General features: G+C 46.4%; 11 protein-coding genes and 1 riboswitch. Of the genes, 7 read left to right on the top strand and 4 right to left on the bottom strand.

The features are described from left to right. Window positions 1–34 precede the first annotated feature (34 nt). The 3 genes from MKX40_RS26240 to MKX40_RS26230 form a co-directional block, all read right to left on the bottom strand. Entirely contained in the window at window positions 35–685 is a 651-nt protein-coding gene (locus tag MKX40_RS26240; protein ID WP_339237758.1) for a class D sortase, read from the bottom strand. Between the two features lie 232 nt (window positions 686–917). Beyond that, window positions 918–2396: an amino acid permease gene (locus MKX40_RS26235; protein ID WP_339237756.1), complete on the bottom strand. Its 1479-nt coding sequence runs from the start codon at window positions 2394–2396 to the stop codon at window positions 918–920. A gap of 116 nt (window positions 2397–2512) precedes the next feature. After that, a riboswitch (Lysine riboswitch) is annotated at window positions 2513–2728 on the bottom strand. Between the two features lie 147 nt (window positions 2729–2875). Then, entirely contained in the window at window positions 2876–4018 is a 1143-nt protein-coding gene (locus tag MKX40_RS26230) for a virulence factor (RefSeq protein WP_339237754.1), read from the bottom strand. Between the two features lie 242 nt (window positions 4019–4260). Here MKX40_RS26230 and MKX40_RS26225 point away from each other — a divergent pair, with 242 nt between their 5' ends. Further along, complete coding sequence (locus MKX40_RS26225) at window positions 4261–4680, top strand: hypothetical protein (RefSeq protein WP_339237752.1); 420 nt, start codon at window positions 4261–4263, stop codon at window positions 4678–4680. Window positions 4681–4727: 47 nt separating this feature from the next. On the opposite strand, the gene MKX40_RS26220 is transcribed toward MKX40_RS26225, so the two are convergent. Then, on the bottom strand, window positions 4728–5426 hold the full coding sequence (locus MKX40_RS26220) for a response regulator transcription factor (protein ID WP_339237750.1): 699 nt from the start codon (window positions 5424–5426) through the stop codon (window positions 4728–4730). Between the two features lie 345 nt (window positions 5427–5771). Here MKX40_RS26220 and MKX40_RS26215 point away from each other — a divergent pair, with 345 nt between their 5' ends. From MKX40_RS26215 to MKX40_RS26190, 6 genes are all read left to right on the top strand, one after another. Continuing rightward, window positions 5772–8618, top strand: a complete 2847-nt coding sequence (locus MKX40_RS26215; RefSeq protein ID WP_339237748.1) for an ATP-binding protein — start codon at window positions 5772–5774, stop codon at window positions 8616–8618. A gap of 384 nt (window positions 8619–9002) precedes the next feature. After that, on the top strand, window positions 9003–10349 hold the full coding sequence (locus MKX40_RS26210) for a cytochrome ubiquinol oxidase subunit I (protein WP_339237746.1): 1347 nt from the start codon (window positions 9003–9005) through the stop codon (window positions 10347–10349). Further along, on the top strand, window positions 10346–11380 hold the full coding sequence (locus MKX40_RS26205) for a cytochrome d ubiquinol oxidase subunit II (protein WP_339237744.1): 1035 nt from the start codon (window positions 10346–10348) through the stop codon (window positions 11378–11380). Before MKX40_RS26210 ends, MKX40_RS26205 begins: the two co-directional genes overlap by 4 nt. A gap of 8 nt (window positions 11381–11388) precedes the next feature. Next, window positions 11389–11586, top strand: a complete 198-nt coding sequence (locus tag MKX40_RS26200; RefSeq protein WP_339237742.1) for a hypothetical protein — start codon at window positions 11389–11391, stop codon at window positions 11584–11586. A gap of 71 nt (window positions 11587–11657) precedes the next feature. Beyond that, entirely contained in the window at window positions 11658–12707 is a 1050-nt protein-coding gene (locus MKX40_RS26195) for an MBL fold metallo-hydrolase (protein ID WP_339237740.1), read from the top strand. A 215-nt stretch (window positions 12708–12922) separates the two neighbouring features. After that, on the top strand, window positions 12923–14548 hold the full coding sequence (locus tag MKX40_RS26190) for an ATP-binding cassette domain-containing protein (protein ID WP_091038559.1): 1626 nt from the start codon (window positions 12923–12925) through the stop codon (window positions 14546–14548). The last annotated feature ends 100 nt before the right edge of the window (window positions 14549–14648 follow it).

Here is a 14648-nt window from a genome sequence, read left to right as displayed (position 1 = left end):
ACTAGAGGGTGTTTTATTTTATTTCGGTTGAACCTTAAGGAAGATCAAATCCAGCGACGTCAGGATTTACTTTAATGGCTCTTACAATTAACCGATGTGTTGGATTGACGAGTGGATCACAGGTAATCAAGGTAAGGACCTGTCCAAGTCCGGGGTCTTCCAGCACGGACAAGTCATTAGGCTCCACAACGGATATCCGATCTATCTTATAATGGATGATCGTTCGATCTGCCAGGGTGACTTCCATTGAATCGCCAATCTGGAGTTCTCCCAAGCGATTGAACAGTCGTCCTTTTTTGTGGGCGCGATGAGCGGCAATGGCGGCATTACCTTTGTTACCGATTCTATTGGTTTCGACAAGGTGGGTTGCAGCTACCTTCATGTTTGCTTCCGTGGCACCCTCCAAAATCGGCAAGCGGACATCAATCTTGTCAATGGAGAGTACCCCCAACGTATCCGAAGATTCGTCTTGCACTATATCTGTATTGTCAGTAGTTGGCTCGGCGGAAGCTGCATCCTGTATGCCTTGTTCGAAGGCGTGATTCAGCTTGGACAAGCCGTCTTGCAGTTGCTCCAGATCGTTCATCACACGGGTTTGCTGCCAGTCATAATACGTGTCCCGTAGGAAAGGAAAGCTGATGATCAGCATGCCCAGCAGAATGAGCAGGATAGAGAATTTTTTCATTATGCATCAACTCCCGTTGTTCAAGAAAAATAGTATACCTTTATCTATTTTTACTTACAGACCTATACAAAATATGGACAGGAGACGAAAGGACGAAGAGGTACAGGAATGTTCGAAGGGGCCGTCACCAAAAAACCTCCCCGTATCGCTACAGAATGAAAACTGCAACGCCACGGGGAGGTTTTATTATATAAAGTCAATTGTATCTGTAGATGATAGTACGTTGGAGCTACTATTTGTTACTTGGTGCATCGGTAGGTGTGAAATCACATTCCTTCAGCGGCACCACTTTGGTTTTTTTGATCCATTTGTAACCAAGCCACAACACGAGGAACAGGGGGACGCTCAGATAGGCAACGATGGCTCCACTCCAGTCGATCTCGTCACCCGTAAATGCCTGATAGTTCTGTCCAATAATCACGATAATACACAGGACAAAGGCAAAGATCGGCCCAAACGGGAACCAACGTGCCCGGTAAGGCAGATCGCTTAGGTCCCTGCCTTGTGCAACGTATGCACGACGGAAGCGATAATGACTGATAGCGATACCTAGCCAAGTAATAAAACCACACATACCGGATGCATTCAGCAACCAGGTATACACAATGCCATCGCCGAATAGGGAGGCAAGAAATGCCAACATGCCAACGGCTGTGGTAAGCAGCAAGGCATTCATGGGAATGCCTTTTTTGTTCAGCTTACCGAGGAACCGAGGCGCTTTACCGTCTCGGGCAAGGGCATAGAGAACCCGGCTTGAAGCATACATGCCTGAGTTTCCGGCAGAGAGTACGGAAGTTAGAATAACGGCATTCATGACGGAAGCCGCAATGGCGAGTCCTGCTTTTTCAAACACCAGTGTGAACGGGCTGACCCCGATATTTTCCAGATCTCCTTTGAGCAAATTCGGATGAGTATACGGGATGATCAGACTGATCACGGTAATCGCCAAAATGTAAAAAATCAGAATGCGCCAGAATACCTGCCGAATGGCACGAGGTACATTTTCGCGCGGATTTTCACTTTCCCCGGCGGCTACTCCGATAAGCTCGGTACCCTGGAAGGAGAATCCCGCAGCCATGAATACGCCTAACACGGCGAAGAATCCGCCATGAATGGGCGCATCACCGATGGTGAAGTTGCTGAAACCAACGGCTTCTCCGCCCATAATACCAAAGATCATAAGCACACCAACGGCCAGGAAGATAATAACGGTAGCTACCTTGATAATGGCGAACCAGTACTCGGACTCCCCGTATCCTTTGACGGACAGGACATTCAAGGCAAAGATCAGCACGAGGAACAGTAAGCTCCATAACATGGACGAACTGTCAGGGAACCAGTATTTAATGAGCACTGTTGCGGCAGCAAGCTCTGCCGCGATGGTTACCGCCCAGTTATACCAGAAGTTCCAGCCCATGGCGAACCCGAGGGCGGGATCGACAAAACGTGCGGCATACGTATTAAATGAACCGGAGTCCGGCATAAAGGTAGCAAGCTCACCAAGGCTGGTCATGAGGAAATAGACCATGATGCCAACGGCCGCGTATGCAATTAATGCCCCGCCAGGGCCTGCGGTTGAGATGGCGGTACCACTTGCGAGAAACAGCCCGGTTCCAATTGAGCCACCGAGGGCGATCATCGTCATATGGCGTGCGCGTAATCCTTTTTTCAGGGAAGGTCTAGTTGTTGTTGGGTTACTGCGGTCTTGCATGGAAACACTCCTTCATTCGATATACTGATGTTTGCGATAATTGCTTCCTAAACAAAAAGACCACAGGCATCAGCCTGCGGTCTTTAATATTTCAATGTCCGCACCATGTCCCAGATGATTAAGATAGCTCAACACAGAAGAATTCATACCTTTATACAAAGGAAATGTACTTCCGTGACAGTTCTGCGCCTTTCGACAGCAGCCCCAGCCCACCGGACCGTATAAGGAACGTCCAGTAAGCTTCGGCGGGTGCACCTTTCGGCTGATCTCATAAGCGGCTCCTTAGCGCCTCCTTCAGCGTACTGATCGCACCCGCGACCTCTACCTCACCATTCATGGATGAGGTGTATCTATTGTCTATGAAATTATGAACAACGCAACTTAACACGGTGTGTTCAGTTTAGTAAACAGACAACCAGTATAACGCGCGTGCTTTTCCAGTGCAATAACAATTGTTGGATGTGAGGTTTGAGGGACGACTATTCCTCTTTTTTGTTGCGGCCGGCCATCTGTTGCCATACCGTTCCGGCAGCTTGTTCGCCGGATTCGATTCGTTCCAGAGCCATCTTGGCTTGCAGGCTGACTTCGAATTCGGGATCATCGGCTGCAACTCGCAACGCTTGCTCTGCTTCTTCTGTACCGACCTCATATAGAAAACGTGCAGCACGCCAGCGGACAAGTTTACTTTTATCCGATAATGTTGCTGTCATGGCTGGTGTGGCGGCAGGATCGCCGATATCAGACAAGGTATCCCCGGCCGTACGGCGTACCGCAGGTGAACTGTCCTGGAGCGCTTCATACAGCAGTTCCATTGCTTCCGGTGTACGAATGTCACCCAGGTATACCACGGCCAAACGCCGGATCTGCATTTTGTCATCATGCAGAGCTTGAGCTACAAGCGGCAATCTTTCTGCTGTAGGCTCCATGCCGTCCAAGGCAGCATAGCGAACATTCCAGTCACTGTTACGCAAGGCCTCTTCGAGTTCGGCACCATCCAGTTCGCGACGACGCTCAATAAATTCTTCGGAGTTGGTACCATGTTCAATCGCCTGTTGGATGACCTGCTCCAGTCGTTCTGGCGGATAGGCCGCTTCCAGCTCTTGCTCAACTTCGCGTGCGATGTCCGGCAATTCGCCGTAACGAACGCCGTAATCACTCAGTTTACGTTCTTTGATCATGGTTGCACTGGCAACTTCGGTAACGGCTTTGACAAAACGATCTGACAGCGAGATTCGTTCTTCTTTGGCTCCGGCCTTAACCCTGATTTGCATGGGTACCCCTCTAAAGAACTGAACGAATACCTGTGCTTCTCCGAAGTGTTCGCCAGATCCGTCCTCAGACTCAATCCAGTCCAGATTGATGCCTTCCTGTCCGAGACGATTCTGGACTTCGCCCAGAATGACAGACCAGTCTGCGTTTCCTTTGCGATCAAGCGCCACGAAGTCGGTCGTGTGAAATACACTCTTTACGCCGGGAATATGAAGCATCTGGCGAATGAACGCCGGGGCGGATCGTTCGTTGTCCAGTGTATATGTTCTGCGAATTCCGTCCTCCAGACGTTCATCGAGATGCAGCATCATCGTATTTGGACTCGGTGTTGGTTCAATGGAAACAATATTCATCAGTGTAACCTCCTATAATACCAAATTCATCCTTAACCTCCCGTTAATTAAATCACACGGGTATTTCTCTATTTTACATCAATGTGTGGAATCTGCGAAATCAACCAGAAGCGATATGGGCATATCTGACACTTAGTGTGAAGAAGTGCGAAATTTGTTAACACTTCTTTCATGTTCACTCACAAACATTTTTAAACGAAAATTGGCACAATAATAGGAAGAAACAACTGGAGGTTATACTTATGGAACCCATTACCGTGCTCTCGGATGGTAAACGTCGTATTGCATATGAGAATATTATTCAATTGTTCAGGAACTGGATGGAGGACTCAACATCTGGTTCTGCGATAGAAACACATCGGGGAAGTTGGGAAAATGCCCGGTATTGTATTGTTGATTATCAGATTGCCGAAGAAGCAGTGTCAGCAGCAAATGCCATTCGGGCTTTTATGCCACAACTTCCGTTACTGGTCATTACTGATTTCAAATCCCTCATTCGGAAGCGACACCTGCAACAGATTACAGGCACGGGTGAGATGAAGATGTTTCTCTGGAACGAGCAAGACCCGGATCATCTCATCAAGGAAATGGAGAATTGGTTTCATTCATCGTCTGTCCACAAATCAGAAATAGCCATACCGCCCATCTTATCCATGAGATAAAAGAGGGATGTGGCTATAGTTTTTAACTTCAATTGTTACGATCGTGATTAGATCACATATTTATAGCCTGTTCCCCAAACCGTCTTAATATAACGTGGGTTCTTGGGGTCAGGCTCAATTTTTTTACGCAGACTTGAGATATGAACATCGATGGTACGATCCAGATAGGCGCGTTCGGAGCCTTTGATTCGATCCATCAGTTCATTGCGGGTGAACACTTTACCCGGATTTCGGTACAATTCCTTCATAATCTCAAACTCAATATGAGTGACCTCGATTTCAACACCATCCACAAACAGGGTTCTTCTGTACTCATTCACATTCACATGCCCAGTAACCTCTGCCTGCTTGTCTTCCTTTGCCGGTTTATCCTGATAGGAAATGATTGATCTTCGCAGCAGTGCTTTAATCCGTGCATCCAACTCTTTCAAACTAAATGGTTTGCACAGAAAGTCATCCGCACCATTATGTAATGCGCGCAGTCGATCGTTCAGCATGGTGCTTGCGGAGATCATTAGAATAGGCACAGTGGAGTGCTGGCGAAAGGCTTCTACGAGATCATTTCCATCCATTTCAGGAAGCATGAGATCCGTTACAACAATATCCGGCTGGAATTGTGGAAACAGTTGAAGAGCCTCGCGGGCATGTTGAACCCGTTCAGTGATGTATCCTTCCTCCTCCAGAAAGAAAGCAATCATGTCGGCCAGATTTTTCTCATCCTCTATAAGAAGTACTTTGATCGTCATAGGGTCACACTCCTGGTGAAAATAATATGTTAAGAAACTACTAAAAAAACAAGGTGAATTGCGAATAAATGCCGCAAATTTTTTAATGTTTGTATTCCAAAATATAGGATGTGTATGTAGAGAAGGAATAAACTTTTTTTATTGAGCTTCAATATCTTAGCATGAATGCAATTAGGTTGCCGATGACTCAGAATTTCCCAAATCTACACCAACTACTAATTACAGTATAATAGATCAGAACGAGTTAAGGGGAAAAAATGTAGATTGTATCCGCTTAAGTTTATAGGGGGAACCAACGTTGTTGTTGAAAACAGAAGAAAAAATGATTCATGAGGTTAACTGCTAATGGATCATATAAAGAAGATACAGATGCTGGATTGGGTGATCTCGAAGCTGCAGATTCCCTGGATTGGGACCTGCATACTAATTATGCTAGGCTCACTAAGCACTATTTTTCCACTGACGTTATTCTATGGTGTGCAAATTATGGTGGGCAGCGCAGCAGTACTCATTGCTCTTCGTTTGCATGGGGCTATCTATGGATTGGTCACCTTTACAGTCATCCATCTGTTGAATAACATCATTGCCGGCTTCGAGCCACGGAATTTAACCGTAATGATGGCGCATTTCATTGAATTGCTCTGGATGCTTGGTTGGCAGATTCGTTGGAAGAACGGAAGCCTAATCAAGGCGAATGCTGTCTTCTGGGTAGTGATGTTACTTCCGGTTATCTATTGCGGACATTATGTGTTGGGCTTGGATATAGAAGATTTGAAGTATGAGTATATGTATATTGCCGTGATTGGCATGGTAAATGCTCTAATTGCAGGTATTGTGGTGGATTTCTGGATCACTATGGGTGAGCAAAGATTAAAACGCACGGGAACCATTCCACTCACAAGGATTGCGTTTAAATACGTAGTCGCCTTCGTGGTATTTGTTTCGCTCGTATTGTTATCCGCCGATAGCCAAAGACAGTTGAGTCAAATGAATGATGCCATATTACGTGAGATGAAATACGCATCGAGTGCGGTTGTACAGGATCTTGATGAAGAGTATGTTACATCCGAGAATATGGAACAAAATATGGCGCGTTATCATCATCTATTGGGTGTGAATGTGATACTGCTTGATCGGAATGATACAGTCATCGCTTCTGGTTTAAATACACTTCAGCCTGGTGGGTACCTGGACATGGACAGGTTCAATATTCTGAAGTCGAAGGATAACCTCATGCTGAAAAGTTCTGCTAATATCCATTACAGCGATGTATTGAATCATTGGAGACAAGCCATCTTTATCTACGAAGCAAAAATGAAAAATATAACACCTTATCGGGTATTTATTGTGACTGACTCGTCCAAGTATTACCCCCGAATTGAATCGATATATCTGACTACGCTGCAATCCCTGTTCATCATCATTGTGGCTTCTATGATTGTAGCGGCTCCTCTCAGTAGAAAAGTCGTTAGCCCACTGTTAAGACTGACCAGAATGACGGGTTCTCTGCCGAGAATATTGTTTCGAAACGGGAAGCTGGAGTGGCCCACCAGCCATGTAACCGAAGTACAGATCCTGATTGGTAATTTGCGTAAAATGGCCGATGTGCTGCTGGAACAATTCGAACAGATTCGTCATGACAAGTTAACGCTGGAGGACAGGGTCGTAGAACGCACCAAGGAACTCAAGAATAGTGAAGAGGTCAAACGTGCAATCATTGAATCCTCTATTGATGCCATTATCGCTGTGGACTCCAATGGACAGATCGTTGAGTTTAATCCAGAGGCTGAAAGAATGTTTGGGTTACGTCGGGAAGAAGTGATCCAACAGAAGGAAGCACCGTCTCTTTTCCAGGGGGCAAGCTGCATCGAGATCAAGAAATTGTTGGAGCGATTCGATTATGTTGAAGGTAAGAGATATACGATCGTAGATGAAATTTCAGGGATTCGCCGGGATGGTTCCGTCTTTCCGATTGAGTACAAAATTGTAGAAATTCAGCTTGGCAAGAATGAGACGTTATATAACCTGTTTATCAAGGATATTACGGAGCGGACCAGAGCAGAAGAAGATCGTGTGCGTCATGCTCTTGCGCTGGAGAAGCTGAACCTGGAGTTGTTCAATGAAAAGATTGCCATTCAGGAACAGCGAGATATCAGTGAGCAATTTATTGAATCCGTACGGGAAGGGCTCGTGATGTCAGATCGATCAGGGACCATAACCATCGTCAACCGCAGGATCGAAGAGATGTTTGGTTTGGGTGATTTTCTGGGCAGATCTATTGAAGATTTGGCGCAGGCGATTGATACGATGGTATTAACGGATAATTTCAATCTGCTAGAACAGACCAAAGCATTTCTGGATGGTGAAACAGCATTTATTGAGACTGAATTTATATTTAACAATGCGGAGAAAAGTGTATTCTCGTTATATATGAAGCAGATGGATGTACCGGGGAAAAACCATGGCTTTCTGCTGGTCTTCCGGGACCGGACGGGAGAAGAACGGCTGGATCGGATGAAGAATGAACTGATCAGCGTGGTATCTCATGAGCTTCGAACGCCTGTAGCCACCATTATGGGGTATGTGGAACTCATGATGATGTACGACCTTCCAGCAGCTCAGCAGCAGGAATTCATGCAGACGATCGCTTCCGAGGGCAAGCGGCTCAGCAGTCTGCTCGATGATGTACTCGATATTCAGCGCCTCGATAATGAGGGCATGACTTACCATATGACGTATGTACCGCTGGTTGAGTTGGTAGAAGGGGTTGCTGAACAGTGGAATATGAAGTCTGCCCAACGAATCTACGTGCATACGTTTAATGGAGACTTTTTTGCTTACGCGGACCAGAACAGGATGGTTCAGGTTCTGCATAATCTGGTGGGCAACGCAGTCAAGTATTCTCCAGGAGCCGATCGCATCGATGTTACGTTATGGGAAGAAGAGGAGTGGCTATGTCTTGATGTCCGTGATTATGGAATAGGGATTGCGGAGCAAGAGAAGGACATGTTATTCAACAAATTTTATCGAGTGGATAATTCGGACCATCGGCAGATTGGTGGAACAGGAATCGGGTTGTACATCTCCCGTAAAATTGTAGAGGATCACAAGGGAACGCTGACCTTTATATCTGCACCGGGCAAGGGAAGTACATTCAAGGTAAGACTGCCCAAGCAGGATGTATTGGTTTGAATGTAATGATGGATGAAGAGATGTGTCTCACTTTTTAATGATCCATATTTAAGTATGATTCCTAGGAATAGAGCCTTTGCCCTTGAGCGCGTAAGCGTGATAAAGGGAAAGGCTTTTTTTGTTTTTCAATTTTCCCGGATAAAAAAACAACTTCTTTTGCAAACTGTCTATAGAGCCATAATTTGCATCCCATGCAAAAGGAGGACGGCAGGAATATGTTCCGTAAACAAGAGAAAACACTCATCATCGTCTGTCTGGTTGCCGCTGTGGTTGTGCTGTATGCCGTTGTGAAAAGCATCATCCGAATCATGAGTTATTGAGATACACGTTCAAGCAGAGTAACTGCTGTCTTACATAACGATTATGTGAAAGAGGAGTGTAACCATGTCATCCCTGGACCCTGTTTTGCTCAGCCGGATACTAACCGGCCTGACCCTGTTCGTACACATTATTTTTGCCTCTATCGGTGTAGGCGTTCCCCTTATGATTGCTTTGGCCGAGTGGCGAGGACTACGAACCAATGATATGCATTACACCTTGCTGGCACGTCGGTGGGCACGAGGTTTTGTCATCACCGTTGCCGTTGGTGTCGTTACAGGCACCTCGATCGGATTACAGCTTAGTCTGCTGTGGCCGATGTTTATGCGGGTAGCAGGTCAGGCCATTGCCCTGCCACTTTTTATGGAGACGTTTGCCTTTTTTATCGAGGCGATCTTTCTGGGAATTTACCTCTATACATGGGATCGTTTCAAAAAAAAATACACGCATATGCTGTTGTTGATTCCGGTAGCTCTTGGTTCATCTGCCTCTGCGATTTTCATTACGACGGTGAACTCCTTCATGAATCAGCCTCAGGGGTTCACCCTGATTAATGGCATCATGAAGGACATTCATCCGATTGCTGCCATGTTGAATCCGGCAACACCAACCAAGGTGTCCCATGTACTCGCCTCATCTTACACTCTGAGTGCAGGTATCCTGGCGGGGATAGCCGCCTTCAGTTTGCTTCGGGGACGGGATCATGTGTATTACAAAAAAGCACTAAAACTCACGACGGTATCTGCGCTTGTCTTTGCCATCAGCACCGTCATGATCGGGGACTCTTCCGGTAAATTCCTGGCGAAATATCAGCCGGAGAAGCTGGCTGCCGCAGAATGGCATTTCAAGACGATGAAAGAGGCACCGCTTGTCTATGGGGGCATTTTGGATGAGAACAATGAAGTAAAATACGCCATTGAGATTCCTTATGCACTCAGCATTTTGGCGGGGAATCGTCCTGATACGGAAGTGAAAGGTCTCGAAGAATATCCAGCGGACCTGAGGCCACCACTGTCCATTCATTATATGTTCGACCTGAAGGTCACAACCGGAGTGATCATCCTGATGATTCCTGTGTTATATGTACTGCGTCGGTGGTTGCCAGGGCGCAAGCCATATCCCAAATGGCTGTTGCTCGGCATTGTCTTGCTGGGTCCTCTGGCCATGATTGCTATCGAGCTGGGGTGGATGTTCGCTGAAGTTGGCAGACAGCCTTGGATTTTACGCGGGTATATGAAGGTGTCGGAAGCAGCCACGACGTCGACTTCGGTAGGATGGATGCTGGTGTTGTTTATTTTACTGTATCTGATTCTATGTTTCTCGTGCATTCGAGTGCTCAGCAAGCTGTTCCGCAACAAGGAAGCAGAGAAGGAACTGGCGTCTCTGGGGCTTGAAGGAGGGATCGTGCATTGAGTTTCGAAATTGCAGGCATTGCGATATTGTGGACGTTTTTGTTCGGTTACCTGATTGTCGCTTCAATTGATTTTGGTGCTGGGTTCTTCAGCTTTTACAGCATTTTGACCGGGCACGAGAACAAAATTCATAACATCATTCAGCGCTACCTGTCTCCCGTGTGGGAAGTGACGAATGTGTTTCTGATCTTTTTTGTGGTCGGCTTGGTCGGGTTTTATCCGGACAGCGCCTTCTACTATGGGACTGCTTTGCTGGTTCCGGGTTCTTTGGCCATTGTACTGCTTGCCATCCGGGGGGTGTATTATGCCTACAATACTTATGGCAACCATGGGGAGAACAGCCGGATCTACATGGCATTGTACGGAGCGACGGGCTTGCTTATTCCGGCGGTATTCTCCACCATTTTGGCGATATCCGAGGGTGGAATCATTGAGCAGGTGGGCGAAGAGGTGTTTTTTCGCTGGCGTGAATTTTTGACGAATCCCTATACCTGGTCGGTTGTTTTGCTTGCACTGGTCAGTGTGCTGTACATCTCGGCGATGTTTCTTTCCTATTATGCAAAAAGGGCAGGGGATGAGCCGGCATTTGAGGTGCTTCGAGAGTATGCATTGCTGTGGAGCTTGCCCACCATTTTTGCGAGTTTTCTGGCATTTCTGCAGATTAACAAACAGAATCCCGCACATTTTGAGCAGATGGTGAATATCTCATGGATGTTCATTGCTTCGTTTATCTGCTTTGTCATTGCGGTGTCGCTGGTGTGGAAACGCAAATATCTGGGCTGGTGTTTTATCGCTGTCATGCTTCAGTTTGCCTTTGCCTGGTATGGTTACGGGCGATCCCACCTTCCGTATATCCTGTATCCCTACATTAATATCTATGACAGCTTTACTAATCGTACGATGGGGATTGCACTGATTACGGCGTTCAGCCTGGGGCTGCTCGTGCTGATTCCGTCGCTTGTGCTGATTATGAAGCTGTTCCTGTTCGATGCCAATTATGTACGTGGTAATTCTGGTAAAAAGAAAGGATGAGTCTGTTCATGCTGCTGAACATGTTCCTACTTATGACTCCCTTGCTGTATCCACTATCTTCTGAGGGAGTCACGGGCATACCCGGTATAACCGGGTTGAGTTTTTTTGAGACATTCACGATTATGTATGCCCCGCCACTTATCATTATGGCTGCGATTGTCTTTCTGTTCATATATCTGGCCGTATGCAAAAATCCGAAGGATTGATTAACTGGTACGTGCATTCCCGTTTGGGGTAATCTGTTGTTAAGAAATCAGGAAGGGAGGATGACCCTTTCATGCCTAAAATCCGTTATAACAACATTGATAATGTAAGTACGGACAAAACGCTGAAGGAATTCAAGCAATGGAGGGAGCAGCGGCGCAATAAAGTGAAGGACTACTCCTACACCGTGCCCAAACACCCGCCTGAACTGGATTATCTGCATGCCAATCGGGAGGACACAAGTATTACCTGGATTGGTCACTCCACGTTTTTCATTCAATATTATGGATTGAACATCGTGACTGACCCGGTGTGGGCCGAAAAAATGGGATTTCAACGAAGACTCGGTGCCCCGGGGATTCCGATTCAGGATATTCCACCATTGGATGTCATTCTGATATCCCATTCCCACTATGATCATCTGCATCTGGCTTCCCTACGGAAGCTGATTACCGCCAAGACATTGCTGATCGTACCTGATGGTCTGAAGCGCAAGATGATTCGCAAAGGTTTCCATCGGTGCCATGAGATGAAGTGGTGGGAACATATTACACTCGGCGGAGTCAAAATAACCTTTGTCCCTGCACAGCACTGGACGCGCCGGACGCTGTTCGATACCAATACGTCCCACTGGGGCGGTTATGTGTTGGAACAGCATCATCTAGCGACGACCTCTGCAGCGGAAAGTGCTGCAACAAAGAGCGATCAGGATCATTTATCCACGGCGGAATCAGGGAAGAACAAATCACCCAAAGATTCGGGTGGCCCGCCTGTGTTGTATTTTGTAGGGGATACAGGTTACTTCCAAGGTTTCAAGACGATTGGAGAGCGCTTTGACATTGGTATTACCCTGATGCCCATCGGTGCTTACGATCCAGAATGGTTCATGACTTCTCAGCATGTGACACCTGAAGAAGCACTGCAGGGGTTCGTTGAAACCGGCTCCCAGCTTATGGTGCCCATGCACTACGGCACATTCAAGCTGGCAGATGATACGCCTAAGGAAGCACTGGATCGTCTGGAAGTTGAACGTGAACGGCTAGGCATTGGTAAAGAGCGGATTCGGGTGCTTGGTCATGGCGAAACGCTTCGCATTCGGCATGAAGAAGGTAAACAGGACTAACAAAAGGGAGCCAAATATGTTAATGTAGGGGTATACCCGCATGAACAGTATTTTTACCAAGTCTTTAATCAGTAAAAAGCGGCCAATTTTCGAATTTGCCGCTTTTTTGTGTTATAATATGGTGCCAGAATAGGCATCGGGATATTGAATCCAGGATTTACGCAACTTGCTATTCATGCAGTATGCAGATTAACCAATAAAGGATGGTATGCTTAATGATCAGTACAAGCGGCATCACGCTCCGCTACGGAAAACGTGCACTTTTTGAAGATGTAAATATCAAATTCACACCAGGAAACTGTTACGGCCTCATCGGCGCCAATGGAGCCGGCAAATCAACATTTTTGAAAATTTTGTCCGGTGAAATTGAGTCAAACTCGGGAGAGGTGCACATCACCCCGGGCGAACGTATGGCCGTTTTGAAGCAAAACCACTTTGAATATGATGAGTATCCGGTTCTCGAAACGGTAATTATGGGCCATAGTCGCCTCTATGCCATTATGAAAGAAAAAGATACACTGTATGCCAAAGCAGACTTTACCGAAGAAGACGGACTGCGTGCAGGTGAGCTTGAAGGTGAATTTGCAGAGCTTAATGGCTGGGATGCTGAGCCGGATGCGGCGGCACTCCTGATCGGTCTGGGTATCGACCGTGACATGCACGATAAGAAAATGAATGAACTAAGTGGTAACGAAAAAGTTCGTGTCCTGCTTGCACAAGCATTGTTTGGTCGTCCAAACAACCTGTTGCTCGATGAGCCTACCAACCACTTGGATCTCGAATCCATTCAATGGCTTGAGAACTTCTTGATGGACTATGAAGGTACTGTTATTGTGGTATCCCATGACCGTCACTTCCTGAACAAAGTATGTACGCACATTGCGGATATCGACTTTGGTAAAATCCAGCTGTACGTAGGTAACTATGACTTCTGGTACGAGTCCAGCCAATTGGCACTTGCGTTGCAACGTGATGCCAACAAGAAAAAAGAAGAGAAGATTAAAGAGCTTCAAGCCTTTATTCAACGTTTCTCCGCGAATGCTTCGAAATCGAAACAGGCAACTTCCCGGAAGAAACAACTCGACAAAATCACGCTGGATGACCTTCGTCCTTCGAACCGTAAATATCCGTTTATCAACTTCAAGCCTGAGCGTGAAGCCGGTAAACAATTGTTGACCGTAGATCGCATCAGCAAATCCATTGATGGTGTAAAAATGCTGAATGATATCAGCTTTGTCGTGAACAAAGGGGATAAAATTGCATTTGTTGGACCAAACGGGAATGCCAAGTCACTACTGTTTGACATTCTGATGGGTGAAACGGAATTGGATAGCGGCGAATACACTTGGGGTGTAACTACAACTCAAGCTTATTTCCCGAAAGACAACTCCAAATATTTTGATGGTGTAGACATGACGCTCGTGGATTGGCTCCGTCAATATTCCAAAGATCAGGATGAAACGTATTTGCGTGGATTCTTGGGACGTATGCTGTTCTCTGGTGAGGAATCCCTGAAAAAGGCAAGTGTACTCTCCGGGGGAGAGAAAGTTCGCTGTATGCTGGCGAAAATGATGCAGACGGGTGCTAACGCATTGATTCTGGATGAGCCTACGAACCACTTGGATCTCGAATCCATCACAGCGCTGAACAATGGTATGATTGATTTTGACGGCACTATGCTGTTCACATCCCATGACCATCAGTTCATTCAAACCATTGCTAACCGGATTATCGAAATTACGCCGAATGGCATCATTGATCGCCAAATGAGCTATGACGAGTATCTGGAAAGTGATGAAATCAAAGAACTGCGCAATAAAATGTATCCGGTAGAAGCTTAAACGAAGCATCAACTACGGCGCATTTTCATAGGAACACGAAAGAACCGCAAGCCTCTGTGAAGAGGGCTTGCGGTTCTTTTTGTAATCTAATGGGTTTCTC

It is taken from the genome of Paenibacillus sp. FSL R5-0517 (assembly GCF_037974355.1).
In the GTDB taxonomy this organism is placed as follows: domain Bacteria; phylum Bacillota; class Bacilli; order Paenibacillales; family Paenibacillaceae; genus Paenibacillus.
This window is presented reverse-complemented; position numbering and strand designations above follow the sequence as displayed.

Bases quoted from the DNA above. Each gene is read 5' to 3' on its own strand.
- MKX40_RS26195 (WP_339237740.1), top strand. From the start codon at position 11,658: ATGCCTAAAATCCGTTATAACAACATTGATAATGTAAGTACGGACAAA.
- MKX40_RS26220 (WP_339237750.1), bottom strand. From the start codon at position 5,426: ATGACGATCAAAGTACTTCTTATAGAGGATGAGAAAAATCTGGCCGAC.
- MKX40_RS26215 (WP_339237748.1), top strand. From the start codon at position 5,772: ATGGATCATATAAAGAAGATACAGATGCTGGATTGGGTGATCTCGAAG.
- MKX40_RS26210 (WP_339237746.1), top strand. From the start codon at position 9,003: ATGTCATCCCTGGACCCTGTTTTGCTCAGCCGGATACTAACCGGCCTG.
- MKX40_RS26235 (WP_339237756.1), bottom strand. From the start codon at position 2,396: ATGCAAGACCGCAGTAACCCAACAACAACTAGACCTTCCCTGAAAAAA.
- MKX40_RS26230 (WP_339237754.1), bottom strand. From the start codon at position 4,018: ATGAATATTGTTTCCATTGAACCAACACCGAGTCCAAATACGATGATG.
- MKX40_RS26240 (WP_339237758.1), bottom strand. From the start codon at position 685: ATGAAAAAATTCTCTATCCTGCTCATTCTGCTGGGCATGCTGATCATC.
- MKX40_RS26225 (WP_339237752.1), top strand. From the start codon at position 4,261: ATGGAACCCATTACCGTGCTCTCGGATGGTAAACGTCGTATTGCATAT.
- MKX40_RS26200 (WP_339237742.1), top strand. From the start codon at position 11,389: ATGCTGCTGAACATGTTCCTACTTATGACTCCCTTGCTGTATCCACTA.
- MKX40_RS26190 (WP_091038559.1), top strand. From the start codon at position 12,923: ATGATCAGTACAAGCGGCATCACGCTCCGCTACGGAAAACGTGCACTT.